The sequence below is a fragment of the Micromonospora sp. L31 genome (assembly GCF_052068075.1).
Taxonomy (GTDB): domain Bacteria; phylum Actinomycetota; class Actinomycetes; order Mycobacteriales; family Micromonosporaceae; genus Micromonospora; species Micromonospora purpureochromogenes.
This window is the reverse complement of sequence record NZ_JBQHDC010000002.1, coordinates 89,701-111,608: the sequence shown is the minus strand read 5'-3', so window position 1 is coordinate 111,608 and position 21,908 is coordinate 89,701. Positions and strand designations below refer to the sequence as shown.

Below are 21,908 nucleotides of genomic sequence, written 5' to 3'. Positions count from 1 at the left end.
GTGTCACTGCGGGGGGCGGTGGAACCACCGGGTCACCGGTGGCGGATCCTCCTCCTCGTACGACCGGGCGGCCCGCATCGCGGCGACCAGGCCGTAGCGGCGCGGCCTGGCCACGGGCGGGTTGACCGTCGGGTCCCGCGCCAGGTCGCACAGCAGGGCCACGGCGAGCCCGAGCATCACCACCACGAACGGCAGCGCGACCAGGATCGTCGCCTGTTGCAGGGCGGCCAGGCCACCGGCGAGCAGCAGTGCGGCGGCGACCGCGCCGATCAGCACGCCCCAGAGCACCACCACGCCCCGGTGCGGCCGCAGTGCGCCCCGCGAGCTGAGCGAGCCCAGCACCAGCGCCGCCGAGTCGGCGCCGGTGACGAAGAAGAGCGCGACCAGGACCATCGCCAGCACCGTGGTCAGCGCCGCCAGCGGCAGCGCCTGGAGCAGGCCGAAGAGGGCCTTCTCGGTGCTCGCCGAGACATCGGCGACGAGGTCCCGGGTGCCGGTGGTCTGCACCCGCAGGGCGGTGCCGCCCATGATGGCGAACCAGATCACGCTGGCCCCGCTGGGCACCAGCAGCACCCCGGTGACGAACTGCCGGATGGTCCGCCCCTTGGAGATGCGAGCGATGAAGATGCCGACGAACGGTGCCCAGGAGATCCACCACGCCCAGTAGAAAATGGTCCACGCGCCGAGCCAGGCCGGGTCGGAGAAGGCCCCGGTCCGGGTGGACATGATCGTCAGGCGGCTGAGGTAGTCACCGACCGAGGCGGGCAGCACCTCCAGGGTGTAGATGGTCGGCCCGGCCACGAAGACGAAGACCATCAGCCCGACGGCGAGCACCACGTTGGTGGTCGAGAGCCACTTGATGCCCTTGTGCAGCCCGGTGAAGGCGGAGACCACGAAGGCGGCGGTGAGCGCGGCGATGACCACCAGCTCGATCGCGGTGCTGTCGGGCACCGCGGTCGCGCTCTCCAGGCCGGCGGCCACCTGGAGCGCCCCCAGGCCCAGGCTGGTCGCCGAGCCGAAGACGGTGGCGAAGACCGCCAGCAGGTCGACCGCCTGTCCGACCCGCCCGTACGACCGCGCGCCCAGCAGCGGTTCGAAGGCGGCGGAGATGCGGCTACCCCGCTTCTTCCGGAACGTCGAGTACGCCAGCGCCAGCGCCGCGATGGCGTAGATCCCCCAGGGGTGCAGGGTCCAGTGGAACAGGGTGTACTGCATCGCCACCTCGGCGGCGGCCGGGGTCTGCGGTTCGACGCCGGCGGCCGGTGGCGGTGCGGCGTAGTGCTGGATGGGCTCGGCCACGGCATAGAAGACCAGGCCGATGCCCATGCCGGTGCTGAACATCATCGACACCCAGGCCATCGTGCTGAACTCCGGCTCGTCGTCGTCCGCGCCGAGTCGGATCCGGCCGAAGCGGGACGCCGCGATCACCACCGAGAGCACCAGGAAGGCGTCCGCGGCGACCACGAAGAACCAGCCGAAGGTGTTGATCGCCCAGGCCAGCCCGGCGGCGCCGAACCCGGCCAGCGAGCCGCCCCCGAACACCCCCCAGCCGACCACCGCCAGCACCCCGGCGACGCCCAGCACCAGCACCACCGGGTCGATCCGCCCCGCCGGCCCGGCCTCCCGCGCCGACTCCCCCGCCCGCTCCGCCATGGTCACATGGTGCCGCCGACGAACCTCCTGAAAAGTCGCATACCCCCACGGTTCACCCGCGTCGACCGGGTGATCCCGCGCTCGCGGAGCCATCGCGGCCCCGAGAACAACCCGGGGTACCGAGGTCGGCGGGGCGCGGTCGGGTCAGCCGACCGGGGTGACCTCTTCGGCCTCGACCTGGCGGTTCCAGTCCGCCTTGGTGGACCGCCAGCCCTCGTCGTCCATGCCCCGGCGCCAGTAGCCGGAGATGGAGAGCGCCTCGCGGGGCACCCCGCGCTCGACGCGCAGCAGGCGGCGCAGCTCGCGGACGAAGGTCGCCTCGCCGTGGACGAACGCGTGCACCCGGCCGGGCGGGAACTCCAGCGCCCGGACCGCCTCGACCAGCGCCTCGCCGACCGGCCGGGCGCCCCGGTGCAGCCAGGTCAGCGCCACCGTGCCGGGGCTGAGCAGCCGCTGCTCGTCGGCCGGCCCGTCGACCTCGACGAAGACGGCGGCCGGGGCGCCGAGCGGCAGCCGCTCCAGCGCCGCGCCGATCGCCGGCAGCGCGCTCTCGTCGCCGACCAGCAGGTGCCAGTCCGCCGTCGGGTCCGGCGCGTACGCCCCGCCCGGGCCGACGAAGAGCACCTCGTCGCCGGGGCGCAGCCGGGCCGCCCAGGGCCCGGCCAGCCCCTCGTCGCCGTGGTGCACCACGTCCAGGGTGAGTTCGCCGGCCAGCGGGTCCCAGGCGCGCACGGTGTACGCCCGCAGCCGGGGCCACTGGTGGCGGGGCAGGTCACGACGGATCGCGGCCAGGTCCAGCGGCCTGGGGTGGTCGACCCCGGGCGCCGGGAAGACGATCTTGATGTAGTGGTCGGTGTACTCCCCGACCGGCAGCCCGGCCAGCTCCTCCCCGCCCAGGACCAGGCGGATCAGGTGCGGGGTGGGCCGCTCGGTCCGCAGGACCCGGGCGGACGTGACCTTCTTGGGGCGCTCCGTCATGTCACTTAGGCTAACCTAAGTCGTCGCGGGGCCTCCGGTCGGGAGAGCGACCGCACGCCGGACGAGCCGGTCGTGCCAAGCCACCGCCGCCGGGTCGGTGAGCGACGCCACCTGGTCGACCACCACCCGCAGCCGGGCGGCGTCGTCCGGGGCGGCCCGCCACAGCGGCGCGAAGACCGGGTCGAGCGCGTCCGGCGCCCGGTCGCCCAGCACGCCGACCAGCTCGGCCAGGATCGCCCGCTGCCGGTCGTACCGGGCGCCGGCGCCCGGGCGGTTCATCACGTAGCGCCAGGCGATCCCCTTCAGCAGCGCGCACTGGGCCCGGACCCGGCGCGGCACCACCAGGTCGGCGGCGTACCGGCGGTGCGGGCCCGGGCCGAACCGCTCCCGGGTGGCGGTCACCACGGCGGAGACGAACCGGCCGGTCAGCACGCTGGCGGTGGCCTTCAGCGTGACCTGCGCGCGATGGCTGCCGTCGTACCCGGCGAGCGCGGCGAGCTCCGGCTCGTCGAGCAGGTCGACCAGCACCTCGCCCAGATCGGCCGGGGACTCGCCGGAGTAGACGGCGGCCACGTCGACGCAGAGGGCGGCCCGCTCGTCCGGGTCGTCGAGCAGGGGCCGCAGCGAGAGGTACCCGCCGTGGATGCCGTCCTCCACGTCGTGCACCGAGTAGGCGACGTCGTCGGCCCAGTCCATCACCTGGGCCTCCAGGCAGCGCCGCGCGCCGCCGGGCGGGCCGCCGCCGTCCCCCGCGGGTACGCCCTCGCGCAGCCAGTCGAAGACCGGCCGGTCGTCGTCGTACACCCCGAACTTGCGCAGTCCCGGCTGCCGGGGCCACGGGTACTTGCCGACCGCGTCGAGCGAGGCCCGGGTGAGGTTGAGCCCGGCGGGTACGCCGTCCGGGCCGACCACCTTGGCCTCCAGCCGGGTCAGCACGCGCAGCGTCTGGGCGTTGCCCTCGAACCCGCCGCAGGACGCGGCGAGCCGGTCCAGGGCGTCCTCGCCGTTGTGCCCGAAGGGCGGGTGGCCGAGGTCGTGCGCCAGCCCGGCGGTGTCCACCACGTCCGGGTCGCAGCCCAGCCGGGCGCCCATCTCCCGGGCGATCTGGGCCACCTCCAGCGAGTGCGTCAGCCGGGTACGCAGGAAGTCGTCGGTGCCGGCGACGTGCACCTGGGTCTTGGCGGCCAGCCGCCGGAAGGCCGCCGAGTGCAGCACCCGGGCCCGGTCCCGCTCGTACGGCGACCGGCCGTAGCCGGTGTCCTTGGGCGCCTCGTCGACCCGACGCCGCGCGTCGGACGCGTCCCACGGCCCGGCCGGGTCGGGGTCACGCACCCCTCAGCCCTGCTGTCGCAGCACGCAGAACTCGTTGCCCTCCGGGTCGGCGAGCACCGTCCAGGAGGCGTCGCCCTGGCCGACGTCGACGTGCCGGGCCCCCATGTCGACCAGCCGCTCGACCTCGGCCTCCTGGTCGGCCGGGCGCAGGTCGAGGTGGAGCCGGTTCTTGGTCTCCTTGCCGTCGGCGACCGGGACGAAGACGATGCCGGGCAGCCGGTCGCGCGACTGGCGGATCTCCACCTCGTCCGGCTTCTCCGCGATCACCTGGTAGCCCAGCGCCTCGGCCCACCAGTGGGCCAGCCGGGACGGGTCCCGGGCGTCGACGGTCAAGCTCTCCCAGACGCTGGTCATGCGGCCACCCTTCGCCGGTCGTACGCAACTGCTCGCGGGAGCTCAGGTTACGCCCGGGTGGCCCGCGGGGCGCGCCGGCGAACATCGCCTGGCGGGTCCGCAACCGCCAATCAGACGACAGTTGTCGACCGATTGCCGACCGTCACGGGATCGCGGGCACGGCGTGGCCTTCGGTAACGTGCCGGGAGCGGTACGTGACACCGACGACCGGAACGCGACGAACGGGGGACGCTCGTGCACGTTGACACGGTGATGGACACGGAGCTGCGGAGGCTGCGCCGACGCCGCCCCGAGGTGGCCGGCACGGTGCTGGGCGGGCGCGACGGGATGCTCATCTCCAGCGACCTGCCGACCACCGACGCGACCCACCTGGCCGCCCTCGCCGCGGTGAGTTTCGGGGTGGGCCACCAGGTCGCCCACACGGTGCGCGGCGGCGGCTTCCGGGAGTCGGTGGTGCACACGGCCACCGGCTCCGTGGTCACCTATCCGGCGGGGCGGCACGCGCTGCTCACCCTGGTCACCGGCGCGGGTGCCGACCTGGAGGCGCTGCACGTGGAGGCGCGGGCGGTGGCCGAGCGGGCCGGCTCGGCGTTCGACTCGCAGCGGGTGGCGGTGGGCGCGACGCCCGTGCCGCAGGTGCACCGCGCGCTCGCCGTGCGTACCCCGCTGCCGGCGCTGGCCAGGCGGCGGCCCGGATCGACCTGGCGGCGCCCGCCGCTGTAGGGCCCGGCCCTCCGCGACGCAGACGCACCACACCCACCGACGACGATGGCGGCTCCGGGGCACCCGGAGCCGCCATCGGTCGTGCGGTCAGCGGCTGTCGGAACCGTGGGTCTCGACGGCCGCGCGGCCGGCCTCCAGGCGGGCCACCGGCACCCGGAACGGGGAGCAGGAGACGTAGTCCAGGCCCACCTCGTGGAAGAAGTGCACCGAGTCGGGGTCGCCGCCGTGCTCGCCGCAGACGCCGAGCTTCAGCTCCGGCCGGGCCGCCCGGCCCTCCTCCGCGGCGATCCGGACCAGCCGGCCCACCCCGTCCCGGTCGATGGACTCGAACGGCGAGATGCCGAAGATGCCCAGCTCCAGGTAGCGCCAGAAGAACGCGCCCTCGACGTCGTCGCGGGAGAAGCCCCAGGCCATCTGGGTCAGGTCGTTGGTGCCGAAGGAGAAGAACTGTGCCGCCTCGGCGATCTGCCCGGCGGTCAGCGCCGCCCGGGGCACCTCGATCATGGTGCCGATCAGCACCTCGACGCCGCTGTCCCCGACCACCTCGGCGATGATCTTCTCGGCCTCGGCCCGTACCGTCTCCAGCTCCTGCACCGCGCCGACCAGCGGCACCATGATCTCCGGCTTGGCCACCGCGCCGGCGCGGGTGACCGCGACGGCGGCCTCCGCGATGGCCCGCACCTGCATCGCGAACAGGCCCGGGATGACCAGGCCGAGGCGCACGCCGCGCAGGCCCAGCATCGGGTTCTCCTCGTGCATCCGCCGGACGGCGGCGAGCAGCGCCTCCTCCTTGGCGACGTCCTCGCCGCGCTCCTGGGCGACGGCGACGTTGACCGCGAGCTGCTCCAGCGGGGGCAGGAACTCGTGCAGCGGCGGGTCGATCAGCCGCACCGTGACCGGCAGACCGTCCATCTCGCGGAAGATCTCCTTGAAGTCGTCGCGCTGCAAGGGCAGCAGCGCGGCGAGCGCCGACTCCCGCTCGTCGTCGGTACGGGCCAGGATCAGCCGCTCGACCAGCTCCCGCCGGTCGCCGAGGAACATGTGCTCGGTGCGGCAGAGGCCGATGCCCTGGGCGCCGAAGCGCCGCGCCCGGGCCGCGTCCGCCCCGGTGTCGGCGTTCGTCCGGACCGCCAGCCGCCGCTTGGCGTCGGCGTGGCTCATGATCCGGTGTACGGCCCGGACCAGCGGGTTGTCGACGTGCTCCGGCTCGAGGCTGCCCTCGAAGTACTGCACCACCTCGGACGGCATGACCGGGACCTCGCCGAGGTAGACCTTGCCGGTGGTGCCGTCGATGGAGACGATGTCGCCCTCGTTGACGGTCTGCCCGGCCACGGTGAACCGCTTGGCCGGCACGTTCACGTCGATCTCGTCGGCGCCGGAGACGCAGGTCTTGCCCATGCCCCGGGCCACCACGGCTGCGTGGCTGGTCTTGCCGCCCCGCGAGGTGAGGATGCCCTGGCTGGCGATCATGCCGTTCAGGTCGTCCGGGTTGGTCTCCCGGCGGACCAGGATCACCGACTCCCCCTCGGCGGCCAGCTCGACCGCCCGCGCGGAGGTGAAGACCACCTTGCCGGAGGCGGCGCCCGGTGAGGCGCCGATGCCCTTGGCGACCGGCTGGAACTCGTGGTCGAGCCGGAACCGGGGGAACATCAGCTGCGCCAGCTGCGCGCCGTTGACCCGGTGCAGCGCCTCGTCCAGGTCGATCAGGCCCTCGTCGACGAGCTGCCCGGCGATGACGAACGCGGCGGCGGCGGTGCGCTTGCCGACCCGGGTCTGGAGCATCCAGAGCTTGCCGCGCTCGATGGTGAACTCGATGTCGCAGAGGTCCTTGTAGTGCCCCTCCAGCCGGGCCATGAACGCGAGGAGCTCGTCGTAGGACTTCTTGTCGAGCTGCTCCAGCTCCTGCAGCGGCACGGTGTTGCGGATGCCGGCGACGACGTCCTCGCCCTGGGCGTTGGCCAGGTAGTCGCCGTAGATGCCCTGGGCGCCGCTGCCCGGGTCGCGGGTGAAGGCGACGCCGGTGCCGGAGTCGGGGCCGAGGTTGCCGAAGACCATGGAGACCACGTTGACCGCGGTGCCGAGGTCGGCCGGGATGCGCTCCTGGCGGCGGTAGACCACGGCCCGCTCGGCGTTCCACGACTCGAAGACCGCACGGATGGCCAGGTCGAGCTGCTCGCGCGGCTCCTGCGGGAACTCCCGGCCGGTGTGCTTGACGAAGATCTTCTTGTACGCGTCGACCAGCCCGCGCAGGTCGTCGGCGTCGAGGTCGAGGTCGTTGGTGGTGCCCTTGGCGCGCTTGGCCTCGTCCAGGGCGTGCTCGAACTCCTCGCCCGGCACCTCACAGACGGTCTTGCCGAACATCTGGATCAGCCGGCGGTACGAGTCCCAGGCGAACCGGTCGTTGCCGCCGGCCTGGGCGGAGAGCCCGACCACGCTGCGGTCGTTGAGGCCGACGTTGAGGACGGTCTCCATCATGCCGGGCATGGAGAACTTCGCGCCGGAGCGTACGGACACCAGCAGCGGGTCGTCCGGGTCGCCGAGGCGGCGGCCCATCTCGCGTTCCAGGGCCTCCAGGTGGGTGGCGATCTGACCGGCCAGCCCGGCGGGTTCCTCGCCGGTGGCCAGGTACGCCTTGCACGCCTCGGTGGTGATGATGAACCCGGGCGGGACCGGCAGCCCGAGATTGGTCATCTCGGCGAGGTTGGCCCCCTTGCCACCGAGCAGGTCCTTGAGATCCTTGTTGCCCTCGGCGAAGTCGTAGACGTACTTGTGATCGACCGTCTCTTGCGCTGCCACCAGAGCCTCCCACGCGCGCCGGAATTGACACTTAACGAAGGTTCAGCTGCCTCATACCCCGGGGCAGACCACCGGTAATCCCGGTGCCAGCACCGATCGGTGGGCGAAGGTTAAGCGAACATCGAGTGGCCTGGGACCGTTCGGTGACAATAGGCACAGTCATCACGACTATCCGCGTTCGCGGCGGTTTCTGGGAACGCTTCCATGCGCACGATCACGCAATTCCGAGTCTCCTCGTACTCTTGACGGCACCGGTTCTGCTGAACCTCACCTTTGCCATATCCGCCGCAAATACACCCCCGGAGCCGCCGCCGTGCCGCCCACCCCCGCCACCAGCCCGGAGACCGGCGCCGCCGCCAGCGCCGGGGCCGACCGGGAACCGCTCGGTCAGGTCGACCTGTCCGCCCACCGGCCGGCCGCCGCCGAACTTGCCCAGGCCGCCGAACTGACCGCCGGGGAGCTGCTGGCCCCGCCCGCACCGGTCCGACTGGGCGACGTGGTGCCGGCCCCGGAGCAGGTCCGGCCCGACCCGACGGCCGACTTCACCCTCCCCGCCGACGCGGCCGTCCGGGTGGGCCCGGACCCCGACGCCCGGGACGTGGCCGAACAGCTCGCCGAGCTGCTGCGACCGGCCACCGGGTACCCGCTGCCGGTCGTGGTCGAGGCCACCGCGACCGACGGCCCGCTGGTGCTCACCCTGGCCGCCGCGACGCCGCCCGCCGGCGTACCCCGCCCCCGGATCGCGGCCGAGGACGCGGCGAGCGCGGACGCGGGTGAGCTGGGCGTCGAGGGCTACCGCCTGGACGTCGCCCCCACGGGGGTGCGGATCAGCGCCGACACCGCCACGGGCCTGTTCCACGGGGCGCAGACGCTGCGGCAGCTCCTGCCGGCGGCGGTCGAGAGCCCGTCCCCGGTCGCCGCCCGCTGGGTGGTGCCCGGCGGTGTGATCGTCGACCGGCCGCGCTTTCCGTACCGGGGCGCGATGCTCGACGTCTCCCGGCACTTCTTCGGCGTCACCGACGTGCTGCGGGTGATCGACCACCTGGCCCGGTACAAGCTCAACCACCTGCACCTGCACCTCACCGACGACCAGGGCTGGCGGATCGCCGTCGACTCGTGGCCCGCGCTGACCACCGTCGGCGGGGCCACCGAGGTCGGCGGCGGCCCGGGCGGTTTCTACACCGGCGCGGACTACCGGCGGATCGTCCGGTACGCCGCCCGCCGGCACGTCACCGTCGTCCCCGAGATCGACCTGCCCGGCCACACCAACGCGGCGCTGACCGCGTACCCCGAGCTGGCGCCGGACCGGGTCGCGCCACCGCCGTACACCGGCACCGAGGTCGGCTTCAGCTACGTCGACCCGGCCAGCGAGCGGACGTACGACTTCGTCGCCGACGTGCTCGGCGAGGTGGCCGCCCTCACCCCCGGCCCGTGGCTGCACATCGGCGGCGACGAGGCGTTCAAGGTCAAGGGTGCGGCGTACACCGGCTTCGTGGAGCGCACCCAGCGGATCGTCGCCGGCACCGGCAAGACGGTCATCGGGTGGCACCAGATCGCCCCGGCCGAGCACGCCGAGGGACGGGTGGTCCAGTGGTGGGGCACCGACGGCGCGGACCCGGTGGTCGCCGAGGCGGTACGCCGGGGCGCCCGGCTGATCCTCTCCCCCGGCAACCACGCCTACCTGGACATGAAGTACGCCCCGGACACCCCGATCGGCCACGACTGGGCCGGGCTGATCGACGTGCGGCGCGCGTACGACTGGGATCCGGGCACCCACGTCGCCGGCGTACCGGCCGACGCGGTGCTCGGCGTGGAGGCGCCGCTCTGGACCGAGTCGGTGACCACGCTGGCGGAGATCGAGTTCATGTTCCTCCCCCGGCTGCCCGCCATCGCCGAGTTGGGCTGGTCGCCCCGCTCGGCGCACGACTGGGCCGGGTTCCGCGAGCGCCTCGCCGGCCACGGCCCGCGCTGGGCCACCGCCGGCATCGCCTTCCACCGTGCCCCGGAGATCCCCTGGCCCGCCGAACGGGACGCGGCCGACACCCCGCCCACCGGGATCCCCACCCCACCCGCCACGCCGACCCCCACCGGCTGACACCTGACGCCCCGCGAAACCCGCATTGCCCGTTGATCAAGAAGTTTGCGTCGGTCGGACGGCGTGTTTCTGACGCAAACTTCTTGATCAACGAGGCGGAGGCGGCCGGACCGTCGGTTCGGGGCCGGATGTCCGGTTTGGGGTGGGCGGTATCGGCCGGAACAGGTCCTTCTGGCGTGCGGTGTCGGGTGGGCGGGGTCGTTGTACATGGCGTACCTCCGGCGCTCCCCGGCCGGACGGATCCCGGGACCGGCCCGATGGAATGCGGGGCCGCCCGGGCCGGTTACATCCCCCGGACACCCGAGCAGGTCGCGCCGATCGCCGGGTCGATCCCCCTTCTGACTTGTCCCGCGGCACCGCGCCCCCTGTTGCGTGTGCCGCGCACCCCCAAACAGAGAGGCCGATCATGCGTACCGATCTGATCCGCAAGACCGCCCTGGCCGCTGCCGGCCTCGCCTTCACCGGCGCCGTCGCCGGCCCGCTCGCCACCGCCAACACCGACTCGGCCGCCACCGACAAGGGCGCCGCGTCGGCGAAGAACGACCGCAGGTCGCACGGCGAGCGTGAGCTGACCATGCGCTACGAGGCCCAGCCGAACTTCTACTACTGCGGCCCCTCGGCCACCCGCAACGCCCTGTCGGTGCAGGGCAAGGACATCGACGTGGACACCATGGCCAAGGAGATGGGCACCACCGAGGCCGGCACCAACTCCATCAACGACATCACCCCGGTGCTGAACAAGGAGACCGGCAAGAAGGTCTACCGCAGCGTCGAGATCCGCGACAACAGCGCCGACCGCAAGCAGACCGAGAAGCTGCGCGCGGACGTCGTCCGCACCATCGACGACGGTCGGGCCGTGGTCGCCAACATCGCCGGCACCGCCACGGACACCGACGGCCTCACCCACTCCTTTGAGGGTGGCCACTACATCAGCGTCATCGGCTACCGCGACGGCGGGAACGTCGTCACGATCGCCGACTCGGCGAACGCCGACCAGATGTCCTACCGGATGAGCGTGGACAACCTGGCCGACTGGATCGCCACCCGCGGCTACGCCGCCGCCGCCTGATCCACGGCACCACCGACAAGGGCCGGCCCCCACCCGGGGGCCGGCCCTTCGTCGTGTGCGCGTCGGGGCGACGTGCGGACCAGCGGCGGTCAGCCGCCGGAGTCGTCCAGCTCGGCGCCCTCGGGCACGGTGTCGTCGTCCCGGCTGGCCAGCCAGCCGTCGGGCAGGAAGACCTTGCCCGGGGAGTTGGTGCGACCACGCGGCTGACCGAGGGTGGCCACCGGGAAGGACTCCGTCGGGTCCAGCTTGCCGAGCAGGTCGTCGAGCTGCGCCAGGCTCTCGATCATCGCCAGGTCGCGGCGCAGCTCGCTGCCGACCGGGAAGCCCTTGAGGTACCAGGCGACGTGCTTGCGGAAGTCGGTGCAACCGTCCCGCTCACCCCGGGCCGGGGTACGGCTGCCGGCGGTGAACTGGTCGACCAGCAGCTCGGCGTGGCGGCGCATGGTCTGCGCGACCTCGCCCAGGGTGGGCAGCCGCCGCTCGGGGCGACCGTCGAACGCGGCCTCCAGGTCGGCGAAGAGCCACGGCCGGCCCAGGCAGCCTCGGCCGATCACCACCCCGTCCACGCCGGTGTGCGCCACCATCCGCAGCGCGTCGTCGGCCTCCCAGATGTCGCCGTTGCCGAGCACCGGCACGTCGAGGGCCTGCTTCAAGGTGGCGATCGCGTCCCAGTCGGCGGTGCCCGAGTAGCGCTGCGCGGCCGTACGCCCGTGCAGGGCGACCGCCGCCACCCCGGCGTCCTGCGCGGCCAGCCCGGCCTCCACGTACGTCAGGTGGTCGTCGTCGATGCCCTTGCGCATCTTCACGGTGACCGGCACCCCGGCCGGTGCGGCGGCGTCCACCGCGGCCCTGACCAGGCGGGCGAAGAGCCGCCGCCGCCACGGCAGCGCGGAGCCGCCGCCCTTGCGGGTCACCTTGGGCACCGGGCAGCCGAAGTTCAGGTCGATGTGGTCGGCCAGGTTCTTCTCCACCACGATCCGTACCGCGGCGGCGGTGATCTCCGGATCGGTGCCGTAGAGCTGGAGGCTGCGCGGCCGCTCGTCGGCGCCGAAGGCGATCATGCGCAGCGTCTTCGGGTTCCGCTCGACCAGGGCGACAGTGGTGATCATCTCGCAGACGTAGATGCCGCCGCCCTGCTCCCGGCAGAGCTGCCGGAAGCCGACATTGGTGATGCCGGCCATCGGGGCGAGCACCACCGGCGGCCACACCTGGTGCGGCCCGAGGGTGAGCGGGCGGAGCGCGACGGACGGGGCGGGACTGGTCACGTACCCAAGAATCCCATGCCCGGCGCGGTGGCCCCGGGTCCGGTGGCCGGTCACCGCCGCGATGGTGAGCGAACTCGCACCGCGACGGCGACCGGCGGACGGGTCAGTACGTGCCGGGGCTGGACAGAATCAGGCCCGAGACGTCCACGATGACGGACGTGGCCGCGCTGACGTGGATCGCGAACGACAGCGCGTTGCCGTTGTAGCTGCCGAGCTGCACCTCCACCAGGTTGGAGAGGATCTGGTTCGGCCCCCACCAGTTCAACGACGAGGTCTGCGGCTTGGCGATCGAGGAGCTGTACGCGGTCAGCACCCCGGCGGAGACGGTGCCCGCCACGGTGATGTTGACGTACGCGGCGGTCGCCTTCTCCGCCAGTGCCGGTGGGACGTTCTTCACCGTCAGGTGGATGATCTTGCCGGCGTTGAGCTTGCCCGAGGTCACGCCGGCGCTGCCGGCCAGGATGTTCCCGCTGTAGGTGGAGATCGCGCGGGTGTCGAGGATCCGCTGCGGCGGGACGGCCATCGTCCGGTTCGCCCACCGCGAGGTGTTGACGTACGCGCGCGCCCCGCCCTTGCCGCCGATCACCAGCTCGCCGGAGGGGGTGACCGCGAGCGAGCCGGTCGGCAGCTCCTGCGGGATGCTGGCGGACGGAGTGGGGGTCAGCACCAGCGGAGGACGGGTGCTCGGCGCGTCGACGGTCAGCGTCGGGGCCAGCGCCGAACCGCCGCGCAGCACGGTCTCGGTGGCCCCCGCGTCGTTGGTGACCCCGATGAGCACCGGCTGCCCCGGGTCGGCGGCGGCCGGGGTGGCGACGACCGCCGCCGCGCCGACGCCGGCACCCGCGGCGACACCGGCCTTGATGATCCGGCGGCGGGTGGTCGACGACGTCTCGTCGGTGGTCATGCTGGTGGTCTCCTCGGTCTCACGCACGGGGCTGCACCTCCCGGTCAGCGCGCTCGGCGTTGACCTTGATCACGTCGGCGCGGACCCCGCTGGTGCCCGAGTCGGCGGTCAGGCTCTTCGGGTTGTTGATGACGGCGGACTCGGGGTGGAACACGAGCAGGCCGGTCACGTCGAGGATGACGGCGGTGGCGCTCTTCTGCACCCAGATGGCCACGGTGTCCGGGTAGTAGTTGCCGTTGGCGGTCGACCAGGCGCCGGTCTGGGTGATCACGCCGTTGGAGAGCAGCTGGCCGGCGCCCCACCAGTTGATGGTGGACGCGCCCGGGGCCTGGCCCCGCCCGTAGACGGTGGCGAAGCCGCCCTTCTCGGTCTTGGCGACGGTCACGTTGCCGATCAGGCCGTCGCCGTACTCGACGATGCCGGCCAGGTGGACCAGCAGCCAGGCGCCCGCGACCGCGCGGCCCTGCGAGTCGATCTGTCCGGCGCCCTCCAGCAGCCGGGCCCGGCCGGCGGCGGTGCGGGTGTCCAGCACCCGGGTGGGCGGGATCGGCACCAGCATGGTGGCGTTCGCCGTGGTGAGCGTCTCGTAGCGGCGAACCACGCCACCGGAGTCGGTGCCGGCGGCGCCCAGGCCGAGGGTGGTCGACTCCAGCGAGCCGGGCAGCACCGGCAGCTTCGACTCGGAGCGCTTGAGCAACAGCGCCGGGCCGGCGTCGTTCTGCACGGCCAGGGTGGCCGCGCCGTTGCCGGCGGCGCTGGTCACGGTGGTCTTGCCACCGCTGTTCGGTGCGCCCAGCACGACCGGCTCGCCGACAGCGGCGCTGGCGGGGCTGGCGTTCGCCGCGGTGACGGCGGTGGCGGCGACCGCCGCGCCGCCGGTGACGGCGGCCCGCCGCAGCAGGGTACGCCGCGAGGCGGAGCGGTCGGGTTCGGACGAAGTCATCTCATTCCCCCGTTGGATGGGTTGGCGGTCTGCGACGGACGGCTGTCGAGGCGGGCCGGGAACGGCCGGGCCATCTACGCCCCACCGCCGAGCAGCACCTGGCTCGGGTGGCCGACCAGCAGGCTGGTCATGTCGACAATCGCGTGGGTCGGCGACGAGGTGGCCTGGAGGGTCAGCACGCTGCGGTACGCCCCGACGGCGCCCAGCTCGGTGAAGAGGAAGTTCGACAGGATGGTGCCGGCGGTCGCCCAGTTGACCGTGGACGCGGTGGGCTTGGTGCCGCTCCCCCACACGGTGAGCACACCGGCGCCGGTCATCCCGACCACGGTGACGTTGCCCTTGATGGCGTAGCCGTCCCGGACGTACGGGTCGAGGGCGAGCACGATCGGCACACCCGGCTGGAGCCGGCCGAGGGAGTCCAGCGACCCGGAGACGATGTTGCGCCGCAGGTTGGCGTCGCGGGTGTCGAGGATCCGGGTCGGCGGCACGGCGACCGAGGTGGTGGCCCACTCGCTGGTCCACGCCCAGCCGTTGGTGGGGTTGGCGTCGGTGCCCGCCCGGACGAAGAGGTCGCCCTGGTCGTCGACCGCCACGGTGCCGGCCTCGGAGTCGAGCACGTGCGGGTAGAGGCCCGAGCTCGGCACCAGCCGCAGCGGCGCGCCGGCCGGGTTCGCCAGCACCAGCGGGGAGTCGGTGTGGGTGAGGGTGGTGCTGGCGCCGCCCGCGTCGTTCGTCGTACCCATGATCAGGTTGCCGCCCGCGTCGGCCTGGGCCGCGCCGGGCATGCCGACAGCGGCGGCGACACCGGCGCCGGCCGTGGTGGCGGCGACCGTGGCGGCGCGGCGCAGCAGGCGCCGCCGCTTCGGGTCGTGGTCGTTGTCCTGTTGCGACGCGCGCGTCATGCAGACACCCCCGTGATGAGATTCAACGCCGGGAATGCTCGCACGAGATCATGCCCGGCTCAACCACCGGGTGGGCGCAACCGCCGGCCGACGGGCCATCGACGACGACGGCCCCGTCCCTGGTCGGGGCGGGGCCGTCGGGTGCCGGTTCAGCAGCCGGGCAGGCGCTCGATCAGGTAGCGCTCGACCTGGTCCAGGGCGATCCGCTCCTGGGCCATGGTGTCCCGGTTCCGCACGGTCACCGCGTCGTCGTCGAGGGTGTCGAAGTCGACGGTCACGCAGAACGGGGTGCCGATCTCGTCCTGCCGGCGGTAGCGGCGGCCGATGGCCTGCGAGTCGTCGAACTCCACCACCCAGCGCTTGCGCAGCTGCGCGGCGAGGCCCTTCGCCTTCGGGGAGAGCGCCTCGTTGCGGGACAGCGGCAGCACCGCCACCTTGACCGGCGCCAGCCGCGGGTCGAAGCGCATCACGGTGCGCTTGTCCACGCCGCCCTTGGTGTTCGGGGCCTCGTCCTCGTCGTACGCCTCCAGCAGGAACGCCAGCACCGCGCGGGTGAGACCGGCGGCCGGCTCGATGACGTACGGCATCCACCGCTCCTGCTTCGTCTGGTCGAAGTAGGACAGGTCGACGCCGGAGTGCTTGCTGTGCGTGGAGAGGTCGAAGTCGGTCCGGTTGGCGATGCCCTCCAGCTCGGCGAACTCGCTGCCGCCGAACTGGAACCGGTACTCGATGTCGACGGTGCGCTTCGAGTAGTGGGAGAGCTTCTCCTTGGGGTGCTCGTAGAAGCGCAGGTTCTCCGCCGACAGGCCCAGGTCGAGGTACCAGTTCCAGCGCTCCTGGAGCCAGTACTCGTGCCACTGCTCGTCGGTGCCCGGCTCGACGAAGAACTCCATCTCCATCTGCTCGAACTCCCGCGTACGGAAGATGAAGTTGCCCGGGGTGATCTCGTTGCGGAACGACTTGCCGGTCTGCGCGATGCCGAACGGCGGCTTCTTGCGGGCGACCGTCTCCACGTTCTTGTAGTTGACGAAGATGCCCTGGGCGGTCTCCGGGCGCAGGTAGTGCAGGCCCTCGTCGCTCTCCACCGGGCCGAGGTAGGTCTTCATCAGGCCGTTGAACATCTTCGGCTCGGTGAAGGTGCCCTTGTTGCCGCAGTTCGGGCAGTTCAGCTCGGACAGCGAGGTCAGCGGCTTGCCGTGCTTCTCGGCGTACGCCTCCTCCAGGTGGTCGGCGCGGAACCGCTTGTGGCAGAACTGACACTCGGTGAGCGGGTCGACGAACTCGGCGATGTGGCCGGAGGCCTCCCACACCTTGCGGGCCAGGATGACCGCGGAGTCCAGGCCGACGACGTCGTCGCGCTGCTGGACCATGGTCTTCCACCACTGCCGGCGGACGTTCTCCTTGAGCTCCACGCCGAGCGGACCGTAGTCCCACGCCGACCGGGTGCCCCCGTAGATCTCGCTGGAGGGGAAGACGAAGCCTCGGCGCTTGGCGAGGCTGACGACGGCGTCGATACGGTCGGCTGGCATGTTTCCTCCTACGCCGGCTGGCGGTCGGCGGGGACGTGATGTGGACGGAACAAGACGTGATGTGGACGGAACGAACAGTTCGGGACAACGGTACGACCAGCGGCGTCCCGAGCCCAGCAGAATACTCCGGCCGGCTCAGTTGACCCCGCAGACCTCCATGCCGCCGGTCTGCTGGTCCGGCGCGAGGGTGACCTGCTGGGTGTCCTGGAAGCCGCCGCTGTAGGTGACGTCCACCGGCACGGTGAGCGCGTTGGGGTCGACCTCGCCCACCCGGTAGGCGGCGACCGCCGGCTCGTCGGCCGCCCGCTGGGCGAAGTCCGCCCGGGACTCGCGCCGCTGCTCCTGGTCGCAGAGCTTGTCGTAGGCCGCGCCGTACTCCTTGCGCACCAGCGCGCGGTAGTAGGCGTCGGTGACCGCGTGCCCCTGCTCCTCGATCGCCTGGGCGTTGCTGATGGTCAGGCCGACCAGGGCCGCCCCGCCCCCGCCGCAGCAGATCAGCAGGGCGAGCGCCCCGACGCCGAGACCCAGCCAGAGCCGCTTGCGGCCGCCCTCGGTGGGCGGCGCGGCGAACGGCGGGGCCACTCCCGGGCCGGGCGGCGGGGCCGGCACCCCCGGGTCGGCCGGCGGGTTGCCGTCCCCACCGGGCGTCGCGGGGTACGGCGGTGGGGCTGCCGGGCCGGGTGCGGTCATGAGTGCAGGGTAGTGCCCAGCCTCTCAGCGGTGCGGACTCGCGGCCCGATCACTGGTGGCCACCACGACCCCGCCGTCCGGGGCGGCGCTGGCCAGCGTCTCGTACGCGGACGGCTCGTCCAGCGACTCGGCGAGCAGCGGGACCGCGGCGATCTTGACGTCGAACCCGCCCAGCGCCCGCCGGTACGCCCCGACCGACTCCCACTCGGTGACCAGGCACCAGTGGGCCGGGTCGTCGAGCGCCCGCAGCAGTTCGCCGCGCAGGTAGCCAGGGCGGGCGGCGAGCGCGGCGAGCGCGGCGTGCGCCCGACCGACGAAGTCGTCGGCGACATCGACCTCGACCACGAACCGGTTGGTGACCAGCACCGGCGTCCCTCCTCGTAGAGTCTGTGGGATGCAGCGTACGCAGAGCCCCCTGCTGGTCCGACTCTCCCGGGCCAACCCGACGTCGGTGTTCCTCGCCACCCTGGTGGTGGTGCTGGTGGCGTTCTTCGCACCCGGGCCGGTGGGCGGCGTGCTGCTGCTCGCGCTCGCCGCCGGGCTGAGCTGGCTGCTGGCGACCACCTGGCCGGTGCAGGCGCCGCAGACCCGGATGATCCGGCTGGTGATGCTGACCCTGCTGGTCGCGGTCGCGCTGGCCAAGCTGCTCTGACATGCACTCATGCGTTTTTGACAATCATTTCCGTTGTCACGGACAGTTCATGACATGAACATCCGCTCCGCTCCACGCGCCCTGGCCGCCGCCACCGCCCTGCTCGCCCTGAGCGGCGTCGCCGCCTGCTCGTCCGGCGGGGCGGGCGCCGATCCGCAGCGGGTCGACGTGGTGGCCGCCTTCTACCCGTTGCAGTTCCTCGCCGAGCGGATCGGCGGCGACGCGGTCGCCGTCAGCAACCTGGCCAAGCCCGGGGCGGAGCCGCACGACCTGGAGCTCAACCCGCGCCAGGTCGGGCAGGTCAGCGAGGCGGAGCTGGTCGTCTACCTCAAGGGCTTCCAGCCGACCGTGGACGAGGCGGTGGACCAGAACGCCGCCGACCGCGCCTTCGACGTGGCGACCGTGCAGCCCCTGCTGACCGCCGCGGCCGGCGGCCACGAGCACGAGGGTGAGGCCGGTCACGCCGAGGAGCCCGGCGGCGGCCTCGACCCGCACCTCTGGCTGGACCCGACCCGGCTGGCCACCGTCGGCGACCAGCTCGCCGAGCGGCTCGGCCGGGCCGACCCGAAGCGGGCCGCCGACTACACCGCCCGGGCCCGGGCGCTCCGCGGCGAGCTGGAGAAGCTCGACGCCGAGTTCACCGCCGGACTCAAGACCTGCCAGCGCCGGGAGATCGTGGTCAGCCACACCGCCTTCGGCTACCTGACCGAGCGCTACCAGCTGGAGCAGGTCGGCATCACCGGCCTCACCCCCGACACCGAGCCCTCCCCGCAGCGCCTCGCCGAGGTCGCCGCCGAGGCCCGCGAACACGGGGCCACCACGATCTTCTTCGAGACCCTGGTCAGCCCGAAGGTCGCCGAGACCATCGCGGCTGAGGTCGGCGCGAAGACCGCGGTGCTGGACCCGATCGAAGGGCTGTCGACCGACTCCGGCGGGGACTACCTTTCGGTGATGCGCACCAACCTGCAGACCCTGCGGACGGCGTTGAGCTGCTCGTGACCGCACCCGTCATCACCGTCACCCACGGGGCGGTCGGCTACGACGGCCGACCCGTGCTGCGTGACGTGTCGCTCACCGTCACCGCCGGCGAGGTGGTCGCCGTCCTGGGGGCCAACGGCTCCGGCAAGTCCACCCTGATCCGCGCCGTGCTCGGGCTGGTCCCCCTGGCCGCCGGCTCCGTCGCGCTCTTCGGCACCCCGCTGCGCCGGTTCCGGCAGTGGCGGCGCATCGGGTACGTCCCGCAGCGGCTCGGCGCCGGCGGCGGCGTACCGGCGACGGTGCGCGAGGTGGTCGCCTCCGGCCGGCTGGCCCGCCGGGGCGTGCTCCGCCCGCCGGGGCGGGCCGACCGGGAGGCGGTCGACGCGGCGCTGCGCGCCGTCGGGCTCGCCGACCGGGCCGCCGACCCGGTCGCCACCCTCTCCGGCGGCCAGCAGCAGCGCACCCTGATCGCCCGGGCCCTCGCCGGCCGGCCGGAGCTGCTGGTGCTCGACGAGCCGACCGCCGGGGTCGACGCGGCCAGCCAGGAGGCGTTCGCCACCGCGCTGCGTGACTTCGTCGCCGACGGCGGCACCGTACTGCTCGTCGCCCACGAGCTGGGCCCGCTGCGACCGCTGATCAGCCGGGCGGTGGTGGTCCACCAGGGCGGGATCTGCCACGACGGCGCGGTGCCCGAGCCCGCCGGCCACCACGCGGAGCCCGACCACGACCACGTGCACCCGCACGGTCCCGACGAGCCCGCCGGGCTGTGGAGCAGCTGACCATGGAACTCTTCCAGTACCCCTACATGCAACGCGCGCTGATCGGCGCCCTGGTCATCGGCCTGGCCGCCCCGGCGCTCGGCATCTACCTGGTGCAGCGGCGGCTGACCCTGATCGGCGACGGCATCGGCCACGTGGCGCTGACCGGCGTCGGCGCCGGGCTGCTGCTCAACCGCTCCCCGGTGCTGGTGGCGGTGGTCGTGGCGACCCTCGGCGCGATCACCATCGAGCTGGTCCGGGCGCGCGGACGCACCTCCGGCGACCTCGCGCTGGCACTGCTCTTCTACGGCGGCATCGCCGGCGGGGTGATGCTCGTCGGGCTCTCCGACGCCACCAGCGCCAACCTCAACGCGTACCTGTTCGGCTCGCTCACCACCATCTCGCCGCAGGACCTGATCACCATTGCGGTGCTCGGCGCGGCCATCCTGGTCACCATGCTGGCGCTGCGCCCGGCGCTCTTCGCGGTCTGCCACGACGAGGAGTACGCCCGGGTCGCCGGGCTGCCGGTCCGGACGTTGAACCTGCTGCTGGCGGTGGCCACCGCGGTCACCGTCACCATCGCCATGCGGGCCGTCGGGGTGCTGCTGATCAGCGCCCTGATGGTGGTGCCGGTGGCCACCGCGCAGCAGGTCACCCGGGGCTTCCGCAGCACCATGACGGCGGCCATGGCGCTCGGCCTCTTCGCGGCCGGGTCCGGGGTCTGGGTGGCGGCCACCGCCGACACCGCCCCGGGCGCCTCGGTGGTGCTGCTGGCCATCGCCTCGTTCCTGGTGGTCGCGCTCGCCGCCGCCGGCTGGCGGACGCTGCGCCGGCGGTCCACCCCGACCGGTACGCCGGCGCCCGAGCCGCACGAGGTCGTGCTCCAGTGACACCGCCCCGGCACCTGTCGGTGGTATTGGTTACCGTTGCAGGGTGACCGGCACGAACGGGTACGAGGCCTACGAGGGCGCGGGTGACCTGCTCCGCGCCCTGTCCGCCCCGATCCGGCTGGCGATCGTGAGCGAGCTGGCGCAGGGTGAACGGTGTGTGCACGAACTGGTGGAGAAGCTCGGCGCCCCCCAGCCGCTGGTCTCCCAGCACCTGCGGGTGCTGCGCGGGGCGGGCGTGGTCCGCGGCTCGCGGCGCGGCCGCGAGATCGCGTACGCGCTGGTCGACGAGCACGTGGCGCACATCGTGGCGGACGCGGTGAGCCACGCCGGGGAGGGATCATGAGCGAGGGGGCGCTGCGGAACACGCGGCAGCGCACGGCGGTGAGCTCCCTGCTCGCCGAGGTGGAGGGCTTCCACAGCGCACAGGAGCTGCACGCGATGCTCCGGGACCGGGGCGAGCGGGTCGGGCTGACCACCGTCTACCGCACCTTGCAGGGCCTCGCCGACGCCGGCGAGATCGACGTGATGCGTCCGCCCGGTGGGGAGCACCTCTACCGCCGGTGCAGCGAGGGGCACCACCACCACCTGGTCTGCCGGGCCTGCGGCCGCACCGTCGAGGTGGCCGGGCCGGCGGTGGAGACCTGGGCCGAGCGGGTCGCCGCCCAACACGGGTACGCCGACGTCAGCCACACCCTGGAGATCTTCGGCACCTGCCCGAAGTGCGCCGCCTGACGGCGATTCAGGGGGTGCCCGCCGGGCCGCGTCGTGGCACGCTGTCCGGCGTGAAGATCTACGCCGATCGCTTCCCCGTCGCCCTCCGCCAGCTCCTCACCGACCTGCTCGTCGTCGTCTGGGTGTACGCGGCGATCCGCTTCGCCCTGTGGGTGCACGACCTGGTGCAGAAACTCGCCGTACCCGGACAGAAGCTGGAGGGGGCCGGCGGCGGTCTCGCCGACAACCTGGCCGAGGCCGGCGGCAAGGTCGGCCGGGTGCCGCTGGTCGGCGACGAGCTGACCGCCCCCTTCGAGCGGGCCGCCGAGGCGGCCCGCGCGGTCGCCGACGCCGGCCGGGACCAGCAGGAGCTGGTCGGCCAGCTCGCCCTGGCCCTCGCCATCGCCGTGCTGGTCTTCCCGCTCGCCCTGGTGCTCTTCGGCTGGCTGCCGCTGCGGGTGCGCTGGATGCGCCGGGCCGCCGCGGCGAAGGCGCTCGCCACCGCCCCGGCCGGGCGGGACCTGCTGGCGCTGCGCGCCCTCACCGGGCAGCCGCTGCGCAAGCTGACCAGGATCGATCCGGACGTGGCGGAGGCGTGGCGGCGGGGCGACGACGCCACCGTCGACGCGCTCGCCGCACTGGAGCTGCGCCGACTCGGGCTGCGGGGCGGCCGCTAGGGTGTGGCG

22 protein-coding genes are annotated in these 21,908 nt (G+C 73.2%); 10 read left to right on the top strand and 12 right to left on the bottom strand.

Annotated elements, in window-relative coordinates:
- Nucleotides 1–3: 3 nt before the first annotated feature.
- The 4 genes from ACTMS9_RS07075 to ACTMS9_RS07060 form a co-directional block, all read right to left on the bottom strand.
- On the bottom strand, nt 4–1,653 hold the full coding sequence (locus ACTMS9_RS07075; protein ID WP_441145745.1) for a BCCT family transporter: 1,650 nt from the start codon (nt 1,651–1,653) through the stop codon (nt 4–6).
- Between the two features lie 144 nt (nt 1,654–1,797).
- Entirely contained in the window at nt 1,798–2,631 is an 834-nt protein-coding gene (locus tag ACTMS9_RS07070) for a siderophore-interacting protein (RefSeq protein ID WP_441164487.1), read from the bottom strand.
- Nucleotides 2,632–2,646: 15 nt separating this feature from the next.
- A complete protein-coding gene (locus tag ACTMS9_RS07065) occupies nt 2,647–3,963 on the bottom strand; it encodes a deoxyguanosinetriphosphate triphosphohydrolase (protein ID WP_441164486.1) in 1,317 nt (438 codons plus the stop codon).
- Nucleotides 3,964–3,966: 3 nt separating this feature from the next.
- Complete coding sequence (locus tag ACTMS9_RS07060; RefSeq protein ID WP_210777301.1) at nt 3,967–4,317, bottom strand: VOC family protein; 351 nt, start codon at nt 4,315–4,317, stop codon at nt 3,967–3,969.
- Nucleotides 4,318–4,569: 252 nt separating this feature from the next.
- Between ACTMS9_RS07060 and ACTMS9_RS07055 the strand changes: the two genes are divergently transcribed.
- The gene (locus ACTMS9_RS07055) at nt 4,570–5,040 is read left to right on the top strand and encodes a roadblock/LC7 domain-containing protein (RefSeq protein WP_441145936.1); all 471 of its coding nucleotides are present in this window, start codon (nt 4,570–4,572) and stop codon (nt 5,038–5,040) included.
- Between the two features lie 87 nt (nt 5,041–5,127).
- On the opposite strand, the gene ppdK is transcribed toward ACTMS9_RS07055, so the two are convergent.
- Entirely contained in the window at nt 5,128–7,836 is a 2,709-nt protein-coding gene (gene ppdK, locus ACTMS9_RS07050; RefSeq protein ID WP_441145751.1) for a pyruvate, phosphate dikinase, read from the bottom strand.
- 313 nt (nt 7,837–8,149) lie between these two features.
- Between ppdK and ACTMS9_RS07045 the strand changes: the two genes are divergently transcribed.
- Nucleotides 8,150–9,931, top strand: coding sequence for a beta-N-acetylhexosaminidase (locus ACTMS9_RS07045; RefSeq protein WP_441164485.1), 1,782 nt, complete (start codon nt 8,150–8,152; stop codon nt 9,929–9,931).
- Between the two features lie 406 nt (nt 9,932–10,337).
- The gene (locus tag ACTMS9_RS07040; RefSeq protein WP_441164484.1) at nt 10,338–11,000 is read left to right on the top strand and encodes a C39 family peptidase; all 663 of its coding nucleotides are present in this window, start codon (nt 10,338–10,340) and stop codon (nt 10,998–11,000) included.
- 89 nt (nt 11,001–11,089) lie between these two features.
- Here ACTMS9_RS07040 and dusB read toward each other — a convergent pair whose 3' ends face one another.
- The 7 genes from dusB to ACTMS9_RS07005 form a co-directional block, all read right to left on the bottom strand.
- The gene (gene dusB, locus ACTMS9_RS07035; protein WP_441164483.1) at nt 11,090–12,265 is read right to left on the bottom strand and encodes a tRNA dihydrouridine synthase DusB; all 1,176 of its coding nucleotides are present in this window, start codon (nt 12,263–12,265) and stop codon (nt 11,090–11,092) included.
- A gap of 103 nt (nt 12,266–12,368) precedes the next feature.
- On the bottom strand, nt 12,369–13,196 hold the full coding sequence (locus tag ACTMS9_RS07030) for a hypothetical protein (protein ID WP_441164482.1): 828 nt from the start codon (nt 13,194–13,196) through the stop codon (nt 12,369–12,371).
- Entirely contained in the window at nt 13,189–14,112 is a 924-nt protein-coding gene (locus ACTMS9_RS07025; protein ID WP_441145761.1) for a hypothetical protein, read from the bottom strand. Before ACTMS9_RS07025 ends, ACTMS9_RS07030 begins: the two co-directional genes overlap by 8 nt.
- A gap of 74 nt (nt 14,113–14,186) precedes the next feature.
- A complete protein-coding gene (locus tag ACTMS9_RS07020; protein ID WP_441164481.1) occupies nt 14,187–15,014 on the bottom strand; it encodes a hypothetical protein in 828 nt (275 codons plus the stop codon).
- 149 nt (nt 15,015–15,163) lie between these two features.
- A complete protein-coding gene (locus tag ACTMS9_RS07015; protein ID WP_280838077.1) occupies nt 15,164–16,543 on the bottom strand; it encodes a glycine--tRNA ligase in 1,380 nt (459 codons plus the stop codon).
- A gap of 135 nt (nt 16,544–16,678) precedes the next feature.
- Nucleotides 16,679–17,152, bottom strand: coding sequence for a hypothetical protein (locus ACTMS9_RS07010; protein ID WP_441145938.1), 474 nt, complete (start codon nt 17,150–17,152; stop codon nt 16,679–16,681).
- 105 nt (nt 17,153–17,257) lie between these two features.
- Nucleotides 17,258–17,599, bottom strand: a complete 342-nt coding sequence (locus ACTMS9_RS07005; RefSeq protein WP_154942524.1) for an antibiotic biosynthesis monooxygenase family protein — start codon at nt 17,597–17,599, stop codon at nt 17,258–17,260.
- Between the two features lie 28 nt (nt 17,600–17,627).
- Between ACTMS9_RS07005 and ACTMS9_RS07000 the strand changes: the two genes are divergently transcribed.
- The 7 genes from ACTMS9_RS07000 to ACTMS9_RS06970 are packed head-to-tail and all read left to right on the top strand — an operon-like array spanning nt 17,628 to nt 21,899.
- A complete protein-coding gene (locus tag ACTMS9_RS07000) occupies nt 17,628–17,885 on the top strand; it encodes a DUF6703 family protein (RefSeq protein WP_210778440.1) in 258 nt (85 codons plus the stop codon).
- A 54-nt stretch (nt 17,886–17,939) separates the two neighbouring features.
- On the top strand, nt 17,940–18,884 hold the full coding sequence (locus tag ACTMS9_RS06995; protein WP_441145768.1) for a metal ABC transporter substrate-binding protein: 945 nt from the start codon (nt 17,940–17,942) through the stop codon (nt 18,882–18,884).
- A complete protein-coding gene (locus ACTMS9_RS06990; protein ID WP_280838082.1) occupies nt 18,881–19,642 on the top strand; it encodes a metal ABC transporter ATP-binding protein in 762 nt (253 codons plus the stop codon). Before ACTMS9_RS06995 ends, ACTMS9_RS06990 begins: the two co-directional genes overlap by 4 nt.
- A gap of 2 nt (nt 19,643–19,644) precedes the next feature.
- Nucleotides 19,645–20,511, top strand: coding sequence for a metal ABC transporter permease (locus ACTMS9_RS06985; protein ID WP_441145770.1), 867 nt, complete (start codon nt 19,645–19,647; stop codon nt 20,509–20,511).
- Nucleotides 20,512–20,554: 43 nt separating this feature from the next.
- Complete coding sequence (locus ACTMS9_RS06980) at nt 20,555–20,854, top strand: ArsR/SmtB family transcription factor (protein WP_154942519.1); 300 nt, start codon at nt 20,555–20,557, stop codon at nt 20,852–20,854.
- Nucleotides 20,851–21,243 carry a Fur family transcriptional regulator gene (locus ACTMS9_RS06975; protein ID WP_088960811.1) on the top strand — a complete coding sequence of 131 codons (393 nt, stop codon included), beginning with the start codon at nt 20,851–20,853 and terminating at the stop codon, nt 21,241–21,243. The genes ACTMS9_RS06980 and ACTMS9_RS06975 overlap by 4 nt, the downstream gene beginning before the upstream one ends.
- A 50-nt stretch (nt 21,244–21,293) precedes the next feature.
- Nucleotides 21,294–21,899, top strand: a complete 606-nt coding sequence (locus ACTMS9_RS06970; RefSeq protein ID WP_441145775.1) for a hypothetical protein — start codon at nt 21,294–21,296, stop codon at nt 21,897–21,899.
- The last annotated feature ends 9 nt before the right edge of the window (nt 21,900–21,908 follow it).